We start from the raw sequence: 17,375 nt of genomic DNA on the forward strand, positions 1-17,375 counted from the left end.
CTCCGTGGCGGTTCAGTGTTCGGCGGCTGCTTCCGGCTGGCAGGCGCATTGCGGGCAGGCGGCTTCCTGATGGGCGTGGCAGTCGGGCGCGGGGTGCAGCGCGATCGTCCCGGCATCGGGCGCGCCGCGCAGGGCGTTCAGTTCGGCTTCCAGCGCGCGCACGCGTTCCACCAGACAGTCCAGCGTATGGCCCACCGGATCGGGCAGCAGGTGGTGGTCGAGGTTGATTTCCCGCGCGGAATCGAGCACCGGGGCGCCCCGGCGCACCACGTGGGCGGGAATGCCGACCACGGTGCGGTCCGCCGGCACGTTCTTGACCACCACCGAATTGGCGCCCACGCGCACCCGCGCACCGAGCGTGATGGGGCCGAGGATCTTGGCGCCGGCGCCCACCACCACGTGGTCGCCCAGCGTGGGGTGGCGCTTGCCGGCGTTCCAGGTGGTGCCGCCCAGGGTGACGCCGTGGTACAGGGTGACGTCGTCGCCCACCTCGGCGGTTTCGCCGATCACCACCCCGGCGCCGTGGTCGATGAAGAAGCGCCGGCCGATGCGCGCGCCGGGGTGGATGTCCACATTGGTCCACATGCGCGCGGCGAAGGCCAGCAGGCGCGCCGGGTAGCGCCAGCCACGCCGCCACAGCGCGTGGGCCGCGCGGTGGGCCAGGATGGCATGCACGCCGGGATAGGTGGTGAGCACTTCCCAGGTGGTGCGCGCGGCCGGGTCGCGGCCGAACACGCAGCGCACGTCCTCGCGCAGTTGGGCCAGCAGGCCGGGCGGAGGGGAATCCGTGCTCATCGTCAGGGCGTCGCCGTTCATCGTCGGGGCCTCCCGCTGCCGGATCAGGCGTAGGTGGGCGCGAAGGCCTTGTCTGGATCGGTGACCGGGCCATCGCCGTTCCAGTAGGGCGAGAGCTTGCGCAACTGGGCGATGATCGGCGGCACGGCGGCGATCACGCGGTCGATTTCTTCCTCGGTGTTCTCGCGCGACAGCGAGAAACGGATGGTGCCGTGCGCGGCGGTGTAGGGAATGCCCATGGCACGCATCACATGCGAGGGCTCCAGCGAGCCGGAGGTGCACGCCGAGCCGCTCGATGCGGCGATGCCCTGCTTGTTGAGCAGCATCAGGATGGCTTCGCCCTCGACGTATTCGAAGGCGATGTTGAGCGTGTTGGGCAGGCGGTTGTCCAGGTCGCCGGTGGCGAAGGCACAGGGCACGGCGGCCAGGATGCCGGCCTGCAACTTGTCGCGCAGCGCGCGCACCTGGGTGTTCTCGTAGGCCATGTGCTCCCTGGCGAGGCGGGCCGCCACGCCCAGGCCGACGATGCCGGGCACGTTCTCGGTGCCGGCGCGCCGCCCGCGTTCCTGGCCGCCGCCGCGCAGCAGCGGGCGGAAGCGCGAGCCGCGGCGCAGATAGAGCGCGCCGATGCCCTTGGGGCCGTGCAGCTTGTGGCCGGACAGCGAGAGCATGTCGATGGCCGATTCGGCCAGGTTGATGTCCACCTTGCCCACCGCCTGCACCGCGTCGGTATGGAACAGGATGTTGGCGTCGCGCGCCATGCGCGCCATCTCCTCCACCGGGAAGAAGGTGCCGGTTTCGTTGTTGGCCCACATCACCGAGACGATGGCCACCTTGTCGGTGAGCAGCTTGCGGTATTCGTCCAGATCCAGGCGGCCCTTGCCGTCCACCTTGAGCTTGTGGATGACGTAGCCGTCCTTTTCCAACTGATCGCACAGGTGCAGCACGGCGTGGTGCTCCACCATGGTGGTGATGATCTCCTTGCGGTCCGGCGAGGCCTTCAGCGCGGAGAGAATGGCGGTGTTGTCCGCCTCCGTGCCGCCGGCGGTATACACGATCTCGGAGTCGTACTCGGCGCCGATCAGCTTCTGCAAGGCCGCGCGCGCCGCCTTCACCTCGTGGCCCACCGTAGCGCCGAAGCTGTGCATGGACGACGGGTTGCCGAACTGCTCGGTGAAATAGGGCAGCATCGCGGCCACCGCCTCGGGGGCGCAGCGCGTGGTGGCGTTGTTGTCCAGATAGATCGGGGGCTGGGAATTCGGCATGCTCATGGTGCTCTCCGCGCAAACGCCGGCTGGTTCGGCCCGGCGTGTTTCAGGCGGCCCACCGGATCGCGGCGGACCACGGTCGCAAGATCGGTCAGCTGGGATTCACCAGCGGCTGGGGGGGCTTCACGCGCACCGGCACCACCTTCACCAGCTCGCCCAGCGCCTCGATCATCTGCTGCTGCACGCCTCCCAGGGTCAGCGCCTCCATCTGGCAGCCGGAGCAGGCGCCCTTCATCGCCACGTAGATGGTCTTGCCTTCCACGTCGATCAGTTCGATGTCGCCGTGGTCGCGCTGCAGGTTGGGGCGGGCGCGCTCGATCACCTGTTCGATGCGGCGGATGCGCTCCAGCGTGGACAGCTTGCCGGGGCGGGTCTTTTCCGGCGGCGGTGCGGGCGAGAAGGTCTCGCCGCGCTCGGCCATCACCTTGGCGAGGATTTCCTCGATGCCCTCATGGCAGGAAGAACAGCCGCCGCCCGCCTTGGTGTAATTGGTCACCTGTTCCACGCTGCACAGGTTGTTGGCGCGAATGGTCTCCTCGATCATCACCGAATCCACGGCGAAGCACTTGCAGATCAGCGCGCCTTCCTCGTGGTCGTCCTTCCATTCCTCGCCACGGTAGTTGGCCACCGCACTCTGCAGCGCCTCGCGGCCCATCACCGAGCAGTGCATCTTTTCCGGCGGCAGGCCGCCGAGGAAATCGGCGATGTCCTGATTGCTCACCGCCAGCGCCTCGTCCAGTGTCTTGCCCTTGATCATCTCGGTGAGCGCCGAGCTGGAAGCGATCGCCGAGCCACAGCCGAAGGTCTGGAAGCTGGCCTCGGTGATCTTCTCGCTGGCCGGATCCACCTTGAGCATCAGGCGCAGCGCATCGCCACAGGAAATCGAACCCACCTCGCCGATGGCGTTGGCCTCTGGCAGCGGGCCGGCGTTGCGCGGGTTGTAGAAGTGTTCCTTGACGGTATCGGAGTAATCCCACATGGCGGCGTCTCCCGGATCAGGCGGAGAAGGACTGCCCACAGGCGCAACCGCCCGAGGCATTGGGGTTCTCGAACTTGAAGCCGGAGCCGGTGAGCGACTCGACGTAATCCACCGTCACGCCCGACAGCAGCGGGGCGGAAAACGGATCGACCAGCAGGGTCACGCCGTCCAGTTCCACGGTGACGTCGTCGTCGGCCTTCTCGGCCTCCAGCTTCATGCCGTACTGCAAGCCGGAACAGCCGCCACCCTGTACATGGATGCGCAGCCCGGCCACCGGGTCGGCGGAGCCGCTGATGAACCGGCCAACGGCCTTCAACGCGGTAGGAGTCAGGGTAATCATGGTTATGTCTCTCCTGGGGAAGGGGCGAGAGACACGCTGCAAGCGGTGTGCCACGTTGCCTGTGCGGGTAAGTGGCTGATTTGACGAGGTTGTTCCGTTCGGTTCGTTGTCGGGTGCGGAACGTCGGCTGGGGGTTGTCGGGTTTGCGACAAGGGGTAGTTGCGGGGGGATGTGAAGGTGGTGCTTGGGCGGTTCGAAGGTGTGCCTTGGGGGAGGCGCTGAATCTCAGTTTAGTGTTGGGCTGGACGTTTGTTTATCCATTGCAATGTCCTTGCAGGCCACGTGCACGTTCTTTGCCAGATCTACGCAGACCGTCGTATTATTCATTATGATTTTCATTGACGCCCTTCAGATTGACATTGAGCGATGCAGTCTTGGCCGTTAGATGCAGAACCAAACCAGCTAATGGTGGAAGTGGGAGATCTCTTTGTAGCCTGTCAGGAGAACCCTGCACTGGCAGGTCGCTTCAACGATGCGCTCCACCACGTCAAACGTTGAATCGGTTCTATCCTAGATACTGCCGTTAGGAGTTTTTCATGAACCTTGCCAAAGACAGTATTGGCCTTCGAAAAGGCTGGATTGCAGAGCAGGCTTTGATCGGTGTGGGATTGTTTGTTGGTAGTCTCGTAGCTGCAAACGCCGGTGTAATTCCAATCTTAGGAGTATTTTTGGCATATTTTGTGCCTGATGCATTTCTGCTCGGGATCACAATTATCGGCGGTTCTGTGGCGGCGGCTTTGTTTCGAGGGACAGTTCCTAAGGTTTTTGCAGTGACACTCCTGATCGTCGTTGGTGGTCTCAACACGCGGCTGCCGCAGATCTGTTCGGATATTTTCAGCGCTAATATTTATAGCATCAACGTCTTTACTGAGCTTGCAGGGGTGGTTGGTCAGCCTATTCATCTGGATACGGAAGTTCCGGTAATTTCCGCGCGGCAGGATCAATACGGGCATGCGACGCCACGTTGTCGAGGTGACGGCTGTGTAATGACGCGTGGATTCAGGACCCTGTATCCATGGATCGAGAGTGACTATTGGCGGGAGAATGTGCGTGATGTGGTTCTCGCGGCCGGCTTTTCGATCGCCAGAGACGGAGAGCGGGCTCCGGTTCTGACCGTCCGACAGGAAAACCAGAACAGCTTGTCCAGGATTCGGTTCGAGTTGCGCGATGAGGATGGGAAGCTCTTGTCGTCGTATTCGGGACGATACAGGAACGGATTTTTATTTGAAGCCAGAGACGGCGCGCAGTCTGGGCATCTCTGGCCCTTGCTGACGGTGGAATATGTGTTGCACGGCAACTTCGTCAGCAAGCTTTTTGCCTACTTGGTGGAATTAGCGCCAAAGTATCCGCTGGCCAATTTCATGAAGAGTGCAACGCGTCTTTCCCATCCTCAGGGAACAGTTTCGTTGAGCAGACCGGCTGTTGGGATTGACGGGAAGCTTTATCCTTCCATGCGTGTCGCGTTGGAGGTCGTCGAGGTAAAGGACTACGATCCAGTATGGGTCATCAAGCGCGAATCGTCCTCAAACCGCTCGGAGTGGGCAGAAATTAGCTCGGATCCAGAACGTGCCAGCCGGTGCAGGATGTTTTTGAAACCGGAGGTCGCGGGTGCCCAGTCCATGAAGACGTGGCACTTGTTTGTTCATGATCCGACTGGGCGGAAAAAGGTCAAGATCACCGGCAATACAATCTGTGATCTGGATGCGATTTGGTTTCTGGACTATGTCGTTGAAAAGGGCAGAGTCACGCTAACAAAATTCTCAACTGGTGGCGATTTGATATACCGATTGAGTTTCGATCAACCAGATGGCGCTTCTGGATACGCCGGGGCAATCATGACTCCGACTTTTCGAACAGATGATGGATTTCTGACCTTTGAATGGTGGAATACTAAACAAGCCGGCGCCGATCGGCATATACGCCGGGCTATGAAGGTCAGGCTGAAGGAGCCCTCGGATGTTGTCGATTCACGTTAGGGATAGCGCTTTCGTTCCTGTTTGGCAAAGTAGCAAACTGTTCGCCGACTACTAGGTGTGAGGATTGGACACCCATTGCCCCCACTGCAGCCAAGACCTGCGCAAGCAGCGTGTACTTGCACCGGAACGCGACAATGCTGTCGCCGCCGGCGAGGCGACGCACTGGTGTCCCGTATGCCGGGGCGGGCTGGTCCTCAACACCCACCCGGCCGAACTGAAACAGTCCATCTGGCTCGATCCGGAAATCGCGGTGTATCTCTGCCTCGGTAGCGCGATCGCGGTTTCCATGATCCTGGCGGGTTGGGTGCCTCCGCTGATTTCCTTTTTCGTGGTCGTGGTCACCTACGTGGCCGGTGCCATTGCGCACCGCGCTTATTTCTATGAGGTGACGTTGGCGGACTGGCCGCGCTACCGGGCGGCGAGTCTGCGCTTCATCGAGCAGATTTCGCCAAAGTCCTGAGCGGCGCGGCGCACGGTATTCGGGACGTCAGATTTTCTCTTCTCCATCAAACGCGGATCAACCATGAAAACCATCGGCCTGCTGGGCGGCATGAGTTGGGAATCGACGCTGCCGTATTACCGCATCGTCAATCAGACCATCAAGGAACGCCTGGGCGGGTTGCATTCGGCGCGGGTGGTGCTGTACAGCGTGGATTTCCACGAGATCGAGCGCATGCAGCACGCGGGCGACTGGGAGTCCGCCGGGCGTTTGCTGGCGGATGCGGCGCGCCGGCTGGAAGGGGCGGGGGCGGAATTCATCGTGTTGTGCACCAACACCATGCACAAGGTGGCGCCGGCCATCGAGCAGGCGGTGGGAGTTCCGTTGCTGCACATCGCCGATGCCACGGCCGAGGCGATCCGCGCGGCCGGGCTGCGCAAGGTGGGGCTTTTGGGCACGGCGTTCACGATGGAGCAGCCGTTCTACAAGGACCGGCTGCGCGACGCGCACGGGCTGGAGGTGCTGGTGCCTGAGGAGGTGGAGCGCGTGGAGGTGCACCGGGTGATCTACGAGGAACTGTGCCTCGGCCGCATCCTGCCGGTATCGCGTGAGTTCTATCGTGCGGTGATTGCCGGGCTGGTGGCGCGCGGGGCGCAGGCGGTGATCCTGGGCTGCACGGAAATCTCGCTGTTGGTGACGCAGGAGGACGCCGCGGTGCCCCTGTTCGACACCACCTTGCTGCATGCGCGCGGCGCGGCGGAGTTCGCCCTGCGCTGACGCCGCGCGAGCTTCTGGTTCAGCCGCGCAGTTGCGCGGTGAGTTGTTGCAGATCCAGCGTGCGGGCGCGTTCCTCGATCTGCGGGCGGTAGCGCGTCTGCAGGTCGCGCGCTTCATCGACCAGTCCGGCGAACATCTGTTTGAGGCTGGCGGAATCCAGCTTGCGCCCGCCGCCGTAGTAGCGCCTGGCCACCTGGCCGAGCGCCCAGGTGCTGGCGAAGGAAAAGGCCGAGCCGGTGGCCGCGCTGCCGATGGCGCGCCCGGCCTTGCCCAGCACCTTGCCGAGCAGGCCACCCACCAGTTTGCGGCCGAACTGTTCCACGTACTGCGAGGTGAGGCCGACGCCGATGGTGGCGAGGAAATCCGTGATGTGGCCGCGATCCAGCTCGAAGCCGTGCGCCTTGCCAATGCGATACACCAGCCGGGTCTGCAGCGGGATGATGGCCCAGGAGGCGAGCGACTGGGGCAGCAGTTCCAGCGCGCCGTTGAGGATGGCGGCGTTGAGGATCATGCGGTCCAGTTCGGCCTGGTCCGGGCCGGGGGCTGCCGCGGGCGCGGCGCTGGCCGGCGCGGGGGCGGGCAGGTCGGCCGGCACGGGCGGCAGGGCGCCGTTTACCGGGGCGTCGGCCAGCGCGTCGGCTTCATCCACCAGCGCATGGGCGCGGCCGGCGTCCAGGCCGAGCAGGGCGGCGAGGCGGTCCAGGAAGGCGGTTTCTTCCGCGCCATGGTGGCCGTCGGCGTCGCACACGCCCACCGCGGTTTCGAAGGCGAGCTGGCGCAGTGCCGGCGCGTCGAGCGCGGCCACGGCGTCTTCCAGCTTCACGCGGCGCAGCAGCACGTCCTGGTAGAGGGGGATGAAGTCCGCGCCCGCTTCGCGCGAAAGGGATTCGGCGATGCGGCGCACGTGCTCGCGCTCGCGGCCGTCCTGGCGGCCGTCGGCAAAGGCGGCCATGAGGGCGATGGTGAGCAGGGCGCGGGTGTGTTCGGGGGTCATGCGGGCGTCTCCGTGCTGAGTGGGGCGGGTGGCACGCCTTCGACTGGCGCGCGGGCGAAAGTTTCCCCTTTTTCGCCGCGGGCAGGTGTATCGAACCGTGGCGGCGGGCCCGCCTAGCAGGCTTCCATCCGCCAGCCTTCCGGCGTTGCGTGCAGGCGATGGGTCAGAGCGACGCGGTCGAGGAAAACATCGTCGTGCGAGACGACGAGCAGTGCTCCCGGATAGCCGCACAGCATGGTTTCCAGCGCGTGTATCGAGGGCAGGTCGAGGTGGTTGCACGGCTCGTCCAGCAGCAGCAACTGCGGCGGGATTTCTGCGTAGAGCGCGCAGGCCAGGGCGGCCTTGAGGCGTTCGCCGCCGCTGAGCCGGGCGCCGGGCGCCGGGCGTGGCGATCTTCCGCGCATCCAGGCCCAGGTGCGCCAGGCATGTGCGCAGGGCGGCCTCTTCCATGCGGGGGTTGGCGGCGATCATCCGTTCGAGCACGGTACGCGGGTCCTGCGGTTCGCCGAGGCGCTGGTCGAGGTAGGCACTGGCGACCGCGATGCTGCGGCGCCCGGCCAGGGGCTGGAGTTGGCCGGCGAGTACTTTGAGCAGGGTGGATTTGCCGCAGCCGTTGGGGCCGACCACGCCCACGCGCTGCCGGCCGCTCAGATGGAGGCGGATGTGGCGTGTGGCGGGCGGCACGAAAGGCAGTTCCACCTCGTCCAGTTCGGCCACGCGGTGCTGTGCGGCCTGGGCAACGGGTAGCGCGTGCAGGGCAACGGGGGCGTGCTCTTCCACCCGCTGCGCGGCTTCGAGCACGCGTTGCGTGAGTTGCGCCCGCGTGGCGGCGTGCTGCCGGCGCAGCTTGCCCGCCGAGCTTTCGCTGCGCTCTTTCTGGCGGTCGAGCAGGATCCTGGCCTGGTTCGCTGCGCGTCCGTGGCGCTGGCCGCGCGCCTGCCGGCGTTCCTGCTGTTCGCGTTGCTCGCGCAGTGCCTGCAGTTCGCGCCTGCGTTCGAGCTTGTGCTGTTCGAGCTGCTGGACGGCGCTGTGCTGTTCGTCGGCTTTGATTTGCGCGTAATGGGTGTAGTTGCCGCCGTAACTGCGCAGGCCGAGTGATGACAGTTCCACGATGCGCGCCATGCTGTCCAGCAGTTGCCGGTCGTGGCTGACCACCAGCAGACCGTTCGGCCAGCGTTGCAGTTGCTCGATCAGCGCCCGCCGGTGGAGGCGGTCGAGGTGATTGCTGGGTTCGTCGAGAATCAGGAAATCCGCGCCCGAGAGCATGGCGCCGAGCAGCGCGACGCGGGTGGCTTCGCCGCCGCTCAGCCTGCCGGCGGGCGTCGTCGCGTCCAGGTGGCCGAGGCCGTGGCTTGCCAGTGCCTGTTCCAGCCGCTGGCGTACGTCCCAGCGCTGCGCCACGCTGTCGAAATCCTCGGGCGCGGTGCTGCCCGCCTCGATCCTCGCCAGGGCGTCCAGCGTTGCCCGGACGCCCGCGAGGCCGGCCACGGATTCGCCAGCGTGGCCGGATACCTGTTGGGACAGGTAATGCACGCTGCCGCTGCGCAGGCAGCGGCCGGCGGTAGGCTGGATCTGCCCCGCCAGAATGCGCGCCAGGATGGTCTTGCCGATGCCGTTGCGGCCGACCAGGCCGGTATGCCGCTGGTCGAAGCGTTCGTCGAGGGCGGAAAAAAGCGTTCTGCCGTCGGGCAGGGTGTGGGAAACGCCCGCGAGGGCGAGAAAAGGATTCGTCATGCGTCATTCCAGGGATGCCAGGTGCTCCCCCGCTCATCGGGGTGGGTGGAGACAGGCCGTCACGCGGACGGCGGCATCAATGGCGCATGGGTCGAATACCTCGGGCGGGCTTGGACGGGGCCGTACTGTAGCACCGGCGGGCCGGGCTTGATAAGTCCGCCGGGGCCGGCGTCACGGCGTGCCGGCCGGCTCAGCCCAGCACGTGCTCGTACACCAGCCGCAGCACGTCGCGCTCGGTATCCGGCAGGCCGCGGATTTCGGTGAGGGTGACGAAGCGTCCCGCGGCGCTGGCGACGGCGTCGAAGGGCGGGTCGATGGTGGTGAATTCGCCCAGGCGCACGTCCAGTGTGCCGCCGGGGGCGAGCAGGTCGGCCTGGAATTCGCCGTCCACGCGCACGGCGCCGGCGGGCAGGCCGAGGCGGCCGGTGGCCTGGGTGGCGAGCGGGGCGGGATGGGGCAGCACGCCGCCGCCGGCCGTGGCGTCGAGTCGCGCGGCGAGCACGGTGTCGCCGAAGCGGGCGAAGCGCACCATGCCGCTGGTGGATTGCTTGTGGTAGAGGATCAGGGCCAGGGCATTCATGGGCGGCGGGGTGCTATGCGGTGGGAGGCGCGGGGCGGCCCGGCGGAAGCTGCCCGCCGGGCCGGAGGAGGTTCCCCGCGTTCAGGCTTCTTCCGCCACCGGGAAGGATTCTTCCAGCGCCGCGAGCCAGCGCTCCAGGCGCTCCTCGGTCTTGTCTGCCTCGTTCACGTCGTCGAAGCCCAGGCCGACGAACTTGCCGTCGCGTTCGGCGAAGGAGTACTTGTAGGTGTAGCCCTCGGTGGAGATGCTGCCCACCAGGGTGGCGCCGCGCGCCTTGAACTTGTCGTGCAGGATGCCCAGCGCGCTGACGAACTGTTCGCCGTGGGCCTTGTAGTCGCCGGCGCCGAACAGCGCGATGGTCTTGCCGGAGAAGTCCGGCTTGTCGTTGTCCAGGTCCAGCAGCGGGTCGCGCCAGTCGTTCTGCACTTCGCCGGAGCCCCAGGTGGAGCAGCCCAGCAGCAGGTAGTCGTAGTCCAGCATTTCGTCGAAATCGACGAAGTCCTCTTCCATGCTGAACAGGTCGCAGCGCTCCTCGCCGAGCCGCTGGGCGATTTTTTCCGCGACGGCCTTGGTCACGCCGGAGCTGCTGCCATAGAAGATGCCGATGTTTGACATGGCTGATTTTTCCTCGTGTCTGATTCAGGGGCGGCGTTTCAGTTGGCCGCGCTGAGTTCGTTGAAGCGCTTGTTGGCGTCCGCCCACGCCTTGCAGGCGTCGTAGGTGGACTGGGCGATGGCGGGGATTTCCTCGTAGCCGGCGGGCAGGCGGTCTTCCACCAGGTCGTGCAGCTGGGCGGCCCATTCGCTGGAGATGCGCTTGAGCTTCTTCACTTCCTTCTCCAGCGCGCGGAGTTCTTCCTCGGTCATGGTGGTGCTCCTTACAGGCCGGCGACTTCCGGGTACTTGCCGATGATTTCCAGGGCGACGGCCAGATGCTTGTCGCAGTCGTCCTTCATCTTGGAGTAGCTGTCGAAGCCGAAGCGGTGCACGTCGCGCAGCGTGCGGTCCATCACCACCAGCTTGCCGACGGTGATCAGCGCGCGGCCGAAGCCTTCGTGGGTGATGTTGATCAGCGGCACGGCCATCAGCTTGCATTCCTTCTCGATCAGCGCGGCGATGGCGTTGTGGTAAGCCTTGACGCGCGCCAGGAGGACGTCGTCCGGGTCGCCGATCACCGGGATTTCTCGGCGCTGTTCCTTGGTGACGATGTAGGGCGCGAGCAGGCGGTCGACCGGCCAGCCGTCGTAGCTGCCGTAGCTGTCCACGGCGCGGGTCTGGCGCGACATTTCCTTGATGAAGTCGCTGTCGGCCAGTTCGGGGCTGATTTCCGGGACGATGGCGGTCGTGCTCATGGATGGATCTCCTCTGGGAATGGTGGGTTGCCGGTGTCGAGCAGCATGGGTTGCAGTTGTAATCCGGGGCGGCGCGCCAGGCGGCGCAGGGCGAGCAGGCCGCCGCCCAGCCCGCCCAGGCTGGCGGCGAGCACGGCGGCGTCCGGCAGGCCGAGCGCGGCGCCGAGCAGCATGGCCAGCACGAAGCCGGCCAGCGGAATCAGGTAGGCGGCCAGGGTGGCGCGCAGCGCGTTGTGTTCGGCGAGGCCGACGCGTACTTCGTCGCCGATGCGGTAGTGCAGACCGGGCGGGCGGTCCAGCTCGATCTCGCTGGAAGGCGTGTTGCCCGCGCAGGCCTTGGCGGCGCGGCAGCCGGCGCAGGCGGACTGGCGCTCGAAGCGCACGGTGAGGCGGTCAGCGTCCAGGCGGACGATGCGGCCGCTGCGCGCGATCATCGGTTCCGCGCTCATTCCCGCCAGCCCTCCGCTTCCATGGCGTCGAAGCGTGCGGCATCCACGCCGGCGCGCCCGCGCAGGGCCTTGGCCAGCCAGCCGGCGGGGCCGGAGGCCAGTTCGGCCTGGAGGTCGGCGATCAGCGCGTCGATGCAGGAACCTTCTTCCACGCGCACCGGCTGCACGCCGGCGGCGAGCAACTGCTTGACCGCCGAGGCGCCCACCGCCAGGCAATACACCGCGGCGCAGCCGGCCAGCGTGGCGATCTTGCCGGGCAGCTTGTTGTCGTTGCCGTCCTGGCTGGCGGTGTCGATGAATTCGCACACCTCGACGAGTTGCGAGGACGCCGCGCCGACCTCGAAGATGGCGAAGGCCTCGGCCGCACCGAAGTGCTGGTTGACCGTGCTGCGGTCGGTGCTGGCGAAGGCGATGCGTACGCCGTCCATTGCGCGCTCCGTGCCTTCAGTGCCGGCCACCAGCCGCAGCCTGCGGTTGCGTGGCATCGCGGTCGGTACGCACGACAAGCCGTGCGCGGTAGGGGGTGATGTGCTCATGGTTGTGCACCACCAGATTGGCCAGATCGAACAGGGCCTGCCGGGTACCCCGGTAGCCCACCCAGGTCTTGGCGTGGCCGCCGATCAGGTCGTATTGCGGAATGCCCGCGCGCAGCAGCGGCACGCCCAGGCGCCCGGCGCTGGCGAGAACGTGCGAGTTGCCCAGCAGCAGTTCGGCGCCGCCCGCGCGGGCGAGGTCTTCCAGGTCTTCCAGATCGCCCACATGCACCTGCGCTGCGGGCACGTCGTCGAGCACCGCCGCGCGGGCGGGCGACACGGCAGCGACGATCTCGCTGCCCATGCCGGCCAGCCAACAGCACAACTGGTGCAGCAGGTCGGGGTCGGCGGCCACGCCGATGCGCCGCAGGCCGGTCATGAAGTGGGTGTCGACCATGGCGTCCTGCAACTGCGCGCGTTGGCGTTCGAGTTTGTCCGGCACCTTGTGGCCGGACAGTTCGGCCAGCAGGGCGGTGAAGCGGTCGCAGGCCTCCAGGCCCATCAGGCCGTCGAAGCGCCAGTCCGGCACGCCGGTGCGCTCGCGCAGCAGGTCGGCGGCGGGCGCCAGCGAGCGGCCCACGACGATGGTGGCGGCGGCCTCGCCCAGCGTGGCGAGTTCGCCGGCCGGCGTGCCGCCCAGGGTGACGGGCAGGAAATCCTCGGCGATCAGGTGGCCGTCCAGCGCGTCGGCCAGGTCGGGCACCGCCACCGGGCGTAGGCCGAAGGCTTCCACCCAGTCCTTGATGGTTTCCACGTCGCCCGGCGTGAGATGGCTGCCGAGCAGCAGGTTGACCTGCTTCCTGCGTTTGCCGGCGTGGCGCGTGTGCGGCACGCTGACGTCGAGGATGCCGCGCAGCGCGGCGGCGTAGCCGCTTTCCAGGCAGCCGTTGAAATCCGGGGTGTTCACCGCCGCCACCGGAATGTGGGCGAATGCCGGGTGCTGCGCGCGGAACTCGCGCAGCAGGCGGGCGATGTCGGTGCCCTGGGTTTCCGACAGTGCGGTGGTGGCCAGCACCACGAGCCCCGGTTTGGCCTTGCCGCACACGGTGGCGAGCGCCTGCACGACGTTGTCGTCGGCGCTCATCACCGTGGCGACCTGGTCCATCGCCGTGGTCTGCAACGGGATGGGCTCGCGGAAGTGGCGCACGAAGAACACCTTGGCGAAGGCCGTGCAGCCCTGCGAGCCGTGCAGCAGGGGCATGCCGCGGTTGATGCCCAGGCAGGCCAGCGCGGCGCCGGCCGGCGCGGAGGATTTGAGCGGATTGACCGACAGGGCCTTGGGGTGGCGGACGATTTCAGCCATGTTGGCGCTCCTCAGGCGGCGACCAGCGGGTCGAGGGCGGCATCCCCCGCGCCCGCGGCGGCGGGTTCGTCGTCTTCCGCATCCGGGCTGTCGCCCATCTCCGGACCGGCCACCACCATCGCCTTGGTGGACCACGGCGCGGGGCGGCGCACCGCTTCCCACACCGGCGATTCGAGGGTCAGCGCGAGCTGGCGCACCAGCTCCTTCATGCCCTCGTAGCCGGCGTAGGCGAATTCGCGTTCCTGGTTGATGTCGAGGAAGGGTAGGCGGGCCTTCAGCGCGGTGTACAGGTTGCGTCCGCCGGCGATCAGCAGGTCGGCCTTCAGTTCATACACCGCGTTGAGCAGGTCGCGCGCGCCCTCGCTCTTCAGCATGATGGCGTCGTCGCCCATCAGTTCGAGGATGCGCGCCTTGTCTTCCTCGGTGGATTTCTTGGTGCCGCTGGCCACCACGTTCATGCCCAGATCCTGCAGCGCGGAAACCACCGACCAGCTTTTCACCCCGCCGGTGAACAGCAGCACGCGCTTGCCCTGCAGGCGCGGGCGCCAGACTTCCAACTCGGCGCGCACGCGGGTTTCCTCGCGGGCGATGACCGCCTCGGTGCGCGTGATCAGGTCCGTGTCGCCGATCAGGCGGGCGATGTCGCGCAGCGCCTGGCTGGTGTCGGTGATGCCGTAGAAGCTGCCCTCGAACCAGGGCACGCCCCAGCGTTCCTCGATCTTGCGCGCCACGTTGATCATCGCCTTGGCGCACACCAGCATGCTCACCTCGGCGCGGTGCATGGTCTGCACCTCGTGGAAGCGCGCGTCGCCCGACAGCGTACAGAGCACGCGGATGCCCAGTTCGTCGAACAGTGGCAGCACGTGCCACAGTTCGCCGGCGATGTTGTATTCGCCGATCAGGTTGATGCTATGGGCCCGGATGCCGGGCGGCACGGCGTCCGCCGGCAGCGGGTCCGGCTCGCGGGTGCCGATGACGTACTTGAACATGGCCTCGCCGGCGATGCGGTTGCCCAGGTTCTTGGTGCCGTAGAAGCCGGCCGAATCCACCGGCACCACCGGTACGCCCCAGCGTTCGGCGGCAGCCTTGCACACGGCCTCGATGTCGTCGCCGATGAGCGCCGGCACGCAGGTGTTGTAGACGAACACGGCGGCCGGCTCGTAGCGTTCGATGGCCTGCTTGATGCCGTGGAACAGGCGCTTCTCGCCGCGACCCATGATGATGTCCTGCTCCGACAGGTCGGTGGTCATGCCGATCCTGTACAGCGTGGGGCCGGATGAGCGCGTGCCGCGGTTGTCCCAGGAATTGCCCGCGCAGGCGATGGGGCCGTGCACGATGTGGGCGACGTCGGCGATCGGCAGCAGGGCGATCTGCGCGCCGTCGAAGGCGCAGCCGCCGGCCGAGGCGCCGGGCTTGGGGCGCGCGCAGCCGGCCTTTTCCTTCTTGTTGTGCGCACAGGCCGGCTCGTCCAGCAGGGCGGCGATGTCGGAGGTCTTCACGGGCGTGCTCCTGGGGCGGGGTCGGCGGTCCTGCTGCAAGCGCTGTGCCAGTGGGGGACGAGCACGTGGTTGCGCCATCTGGCGGATGTACATGGGGGTACACCCATGTGGGGAACCCGACAATTGCGTGCGGCGCTGTTGGGTTTGCGCGTTCCGCCTCGGGGCCGCAGCAGCCGGCCTCGACGATCCCTGCTGGATGCCGGGGGCCGTGGTCCTGCATGGCCGGTGCGCATTGGAAGGGATCCCTGTCGGGCAGCTAATGCGGCGCCAGCGGTTTGGCACCGGGTTTGCTTGAACACGCCTACATCCACCGTCCGTGGCCGCCGCTTGCGGCCGCGCGGTGCGCAAGCGATTGGAGTGCGACATGCCCAAACCGAAAAAACACATCCTGGTCTGCGTGCAGGCCCGTCCGCCGGGCCATCCGCGCGGCTCCTGTCAGCAGCGCGGCTGTAACGAGGTCTATCAGGCCTTTCTGGAAGTCTTCCAGGCGCGCAACCTGTGGAACGACTACGCGGTGACCAACACCGGTTGCCTGGGACCCTGTACGGCCGGGCCGAGCGTGCTGGTGTATCCGGAGGGCACCCTGTACGCCGGGGTGTCCACCGACGATGTGAATGCGATCATCGACGGGCACCTGATCGGCGATACGCCCGTGGAGCGCCTGAAGGCGCCCGCCGAACTGTGGTGAGCGCGATGGACGGGGCGACCTATCAATCGGGCGAGATCGTCTTCGCCGCCGAGGATCTGTACAACGACGGCAGCCTGCCGGATACGCCGGACGGCGCCTTGCTGGCCGGTGCCGGCACGCGCGGCGTGGTGGTCAAGGCCGGCCATCTGGACGGACAGCCGCAAACCGAAATCTTCGCGGTGCGCTTCGAAGGCGCAGACGACGTGCTCGGTCCGCCGGTGGGCTGTTTCGTGCATGAATTGACGCAGCAGGCCCTCCCGGCGCGGGAGGCGGGCGCATGAAGATCGCCGTGGCCGTGCGCGACGGATTCACGCGTATCGCCGGACATGCCGGCAAGGCCGCCGACTGGCTGGTGTTCGACTGGGAACCCGGCCGGGCGCTGGACGAGCCGGGGCGCGTGCATCTGGAAAAGGCCCAGTTGTTCCATTACCTCGGCGACGATGCCGGCGCGCATCCGCTCGACGGGGTAGCGCTGGTGGTGGCGGGCAGCGCGGGCGACGGCTTCCGCCGCCACATGGCCAAGCGCGGCGCCGAGGTGGTGCTGACCGGCGAGGAAGACCCGCGCGCGGCGGTGGACAAGCTGCTCGCCGGCGAGGAACTGGACGGCGTGCGCTTCGACCCGCTGCGCCTGGTGTGCAGCGTGCGTGATCTGTTCTCGCGCCATTGAACCTGGAAACCGCAATGGGCGCCGCGCCCGTCCGCCGCGGCGCTCAGATGCTGTACGGTGCTTCGACCCAGCCGCTGACCAGGGCAATGTCGCGCTGCGGCAGGTAGGCCAGGTCTTCCTGCAGGTCGGCATGCACCCTGGCCGGGAGGCCGCGCGGCACGCGTCGTCCGCTGACCATGTGGAAGTACCAGGCGAAGCCGTAGCCGGCGGCGCGGTCGAAGTCGTGCAGCTGCTGGGCCAGTTCGGTGCCGCGTGCGTCCTCGGTGCCCTGCCATGCCGGCGCGTGCGCGGCCACCGGCACGGCGCCGTGGCGCACCTGGCGGTAGCGGTCCAGGTGTTCGGAGAGCGCCAGCACCCATTTGTCGCAGAAGTGGCGCTGCTGGCCGGCGCTGGAGCGCGCCCATTCGTCCAGGAAGCGCATCACCGGGGCGGGCTTGCCGGCCTGCGCGCCGATGCGTTCGAGGTGCTCGGCGATGTCGGTGAGCCGGCGGAAGCTGTAGCGCGGCTTGCCGAGCGGGGCGAGCGGCGACTGGCCGTCCGGGCGGTCGAACAGGGCTGCGACGGATTCCGCTCCGCTGCAGGCGTCCAGCGGGTGGCTGAGCACCTCGCGCAGTTCCTCGATCTCCAACTGCAGATAAGCGGTGGGCGCATCACCACGGATCGACACCAGATAGTGGGTGATGCCTTGCTCGCGGGTGAGCTGGTAGCCGCGTCCGTGCAGGCGGTCGAGCAACGTGTCGCCATCCTCGCCGGCTTCGGCCCAGGCTTCTTCCAGCCAGGCCAGCGCGTCCTCGGCGATGCATTCGCCGCGGCCGTCGAGGATGCGCCCCGGGCGGTACCAGCCGCCGCGCGACAGGCGCGGGGTGAAGGCCAGGCCGCCTTCGCGCAGGAACGCGTCGAGCAGCATGGCGTGGCCGGGCATCGGCCGGGTGGCGGTGCACAGGCGGAAGGCCAGTTCGGCAAGGTCGGCGGGCGAGAGTGCGGTCATGGGCGCGGTCCTCGG

20 protein-coding genes and 1 pseudogene are annotated in these 17,375 nt (G+C 67.1%); 6 read left to right on the forward strand and 15 right to left on the reverse strand.

All coding sequences use genetic code 11. From position 1 onward, the window contains the following. Positions 1–12 precede the first annotated feature (12 nt). The 4 genes from cysE to E6C76_RS16480 form a co-directional block, all read right to left on the reverse strand. Complete coding sequence (gene cysE, locus E6C76_RS16465) at positions 13–816, reverse strand: serine O-acetyltransferase (RefSeq protein WP_136349340.1); 804 nt, start codon at positions 814–816, stop codon at positions 13–15. Positions 817–839: 23 nt separating this feature from the next. Next, positions 840–2,066 carry a cysteine desulfurase NifS gene (nifS, locus tag E6C76_RS16470; RefSeq protein WP_136349341.1) on the reverse strand — a complete coding sequence of 409 codons (1,227 nt, stop codon included), beginning with the start codon at positions 2,064–2,066 and terminating at the stop codon, positions 840–842. An 88-nt stretch (positions 2,067–2,154) separates the two neighbouring features. Beyond that, positions 2,155–3,042: a Fe-S cluster assembly protein NifU gene (gene nifU, locus E6C76_RS16475; protein ID WP_136349342.1), complete on the reverse strand. Its 888-nt coding sequence runs from the start codon at positions 3,040–3,042 to the stop codon at positions 2,155–2,157. 16 nt (positions 3,043–3,058) lie between these two features. Continuing rightward, a complete protein-coding gene (locus tag E6C76_RS16480) occupies positions 3,059–3,382 on the reverse strand; it encodes a HesB/IscA family protein (RefSeq protein WP_136349343.1) in 324 nt (107 codons plus the stop codon). A gap of 536 nt (positions 3,383–3,918) precedes the next feature. Here E6C76_RS16480 and E6C76_RS16485 point away from each other — a divergent pair. The 3 genes from E6C76_RS16485 to E6C76_RS16495 all read left to right on the forward strand — a co-directional run bounded on the left by E6C76_RS16485 (position 3,919) and on the right by E6C76_RS16495 (position 6,574). Beyond that, a complete protein-coding gene (locus E6C76_RS16485; RefSeq protein WP_136349344.1) occupies positions 3,919–5,358 on the forward strand; it encodes a hypothetical protein in 1,440 nt (479 codons plus the stop codon). 64 nt (positions 5,359–5,422) lie between these two features. Further along, positions 5,423–5,818, forward strand: a complete 396-nt coding sequence (locus E6C76_RS16490; protein ID WP_136349345.1) for a hypothetical protein — start codon at positions 5,423–5,425, stop codon at positions 5,816–5,818. Between the two features lie 63 nt (positions 5,819–5,881). Next, the gene (locus E6C76_RS16495) at positions 5,882–6,574 is read left to right on the forward strand and encodes an aspartate/glutamate racemase family protein (protein ID WP_136349346.1); all 693 of its coding nucleotides are present in this window, start codon (positions 5,882–5,884) and stop codon (positions 6,572–6,574) included. 19 nt (positions 6,575–6,593) lie between these two features. Here E6C76_RS16495 and E6C76_RS22475 read toward each other — a convergent pair whose 3' ends face one another. The 10 genes and pseudogenes from E6C76_RS22475 to nifE form a co-directional block, all read right to left on the reverse strand. After that, a complete protein-coding gene (locus E6C76_RS22475; protein WP_331000027.1) occupies positions 6,594–8,039 on the reverse strand; it encodes a YcjF family protein in 1,446 nt (481 codons plus the stop codon). An 81-nt stretch (positions 8,040–8,120) separates the two neighbouring features. Further along, positions 8,121–9,302: pseudogene (locus tag E6C76_RS22480) on the reverse strand (ATP-binding cassette domain-containing protein); the annotation flags it as partial. A gap of 190 nt (positions 9,303–9,492) precedes the next feature. Then, positions 9,493–9,882, reverse strand: a complete 390-nt coding sequence (locus tag E6C76_RS16510; protein WP_136349348.1) for a hypothetical protein — start codon at positions 9,880–9,882, stop codon at positions 9,493–9,495. A gap of 81 nt (positions 9,883–9,963) precedes the next feature. Then, a complete protein-coding gene (locus E6C76_RS16515; protein WP_136349349.1) occupies positions 9,964–10,497 on the reverse strand; it encodes a flavodoxin in 534 nt (177 codons plus the stop codon). A gap of 38 nt (positions 10,498–10,535) precedes the next feature. After that, positions 10,536–10,748: a CCE_0567 family metalloprotein gene (locus E6C76_RS16520; RefSeq protein WP_136349350.1), complete on the reverse strand. Its 213-nt coding sequence runs from the start codon at positions 10,746–10,748 to the stop codon at positions 10,536–10,538. Positions 10,749–10,759: 11 nt separating this feature from the next. Then, positions 10,760–11,233: a NifX-associated nitrogen fixation protein gene (locus E6C76_RS16525; protein WP_136349351.1), complete on the reverse strand. Its 474-nt coding sequence runs from the start codon at positions 11,231–11,233 to the stop codon at positions 10,760–10,762. After that, positions 11,230–11,682 (reverse strand): SoxR reducing system RseC family protein, encoded by a 453-nt coding sequence (locus E6C76_RS16530; protein ID WP_136349352.1) that lies wholly within the window; start codon positions 11,680–11,682, stop codon positions 11,230–11,232. The genes E6C76_RS16525 and E6C76_RS16530 overlap by 4 nt, the downstream gene beginning before the upstream one ends. After that, positions 11,679–12,110, reverse strand: coding sequence for a NifB/NifX family molybdenum-iron cluster-binding protein (locus tag E6C76_RS16535; protein ID WP_136349353.1), 432 nt, complete (start codon positions 12,108–12,110; stop codon positions 11,679–11,681). The genes E6C76_RS16530 and E6C76_RS16535 overlap by 4 nt, the downstream gene beginning before the upstream one ends. Positions 12,111–12,126: 16 nt before the next feature. Then, positions 12,127–13,518 carry a nitrogenase iron-molybdenum cofactor biosynthesis protein NifN gene (gene nifN / locus E6C76_RS16540; RefSeq protein WP_136349354.1) on the reverse strand — a complete coding sequence of 464 codons (1,392 nt, stop codon included), beginning with the start codon at positions 13,516–13,518 and terminating at the stop codon, positions 12,127–12,129. 11 nt (positions 13,519–13,529) lie between these two features. Further along, a complete protein-coding gene (gene nifE, locus E6C76_RS16545) occupies positions 13,530–15,017 on the reverse strand; it encodes a nitrogenase iron-molybdenum cofactor biosynthesis protein NifE (RefSeq protein ID WP_136349355.1) in 1,488 nt (495 codons plus the stop codon). A 364-nt stretch (positions 15,018–15,381) separates the two neighbouring features. Here nifE and E6C76_RS16550 point away from each other — a divergent pair, with 364 nt between their 5' ends. From E6C76_RS16550 to E6C76_RS16560, 3 genes are read left to right on the forward strand one after another with little or no spacing between them, the layout of a single operon-like run. Continuing rightward, complete coding sequence (locus E6C76_RS16550; RefSeq protein WP_136349356.1) at positions 15,382–15,705, forward strand: (2Fe-2S) ferredoxin domain-containing protein; 324 nt, start codon at positions 15,382–15,384, stop codon at positions 15,703–15,705. 5 nt (positions 15,706–15,710) lie between these two features. Next, the gene (locus E6C76_RS16555; RefSeq protein ID WP_136349659.1) at positions 15,711–15,986 is read left to right on the forward strand and encodes a nitrogen fixation protein NifZ; all 276 of its coding nucleotides are present in this window, start codon (positions 15,711–15,713) and stop codon (positions 15,984–15,986) included. Then, positions 15,983–16,372 carry a NifB/NifX family molybdenum-iron cluster-binding protein gene (locus E6C76_RS16560; RefSeq protein WP_136349357.1) on the forward strand — a complete coding sequence of 130 codons (390 nt, stop codon included), beginning with the start codon at positions 15,983–15,985 and terminating at the stop codon, positions 16,370–16,372. Before E6C76_RS16555 ends, E6C76_RS16560 begins: the two co-directional genes overlap by 4 nt. 43 nt (positions 16,373–16,415) lie before the next feature. Here the strand turns inward: E6C76_RS16560 and E6C76_RS16565 are convergent, their stop codons facing one another. Further along, the gene (locus tag E6C76_RS16565; protein WP_136349358.1) at positions 16,416–17,360 is read right to left on the reverse strand and encodes a hypothetical protein; all 945 of its coding nucleotides are present in this window, start codon (positions 17,358–17,360) and stop codon (positions 16,416–16,418) included. Positions 17,361–17,375 lie beyond the last annotated feature (15 nt).

This window comes from Pseudothauera nasutitermitis (assembly GCF_004801295.1).
Classification (GTDB): Bacteria; Pseudomonadota; Gammaproteobacteria; order Burkholderiales; family Rhodocyclaceae; genus Pseudothauera; species Pseudothauera nasutitermitis.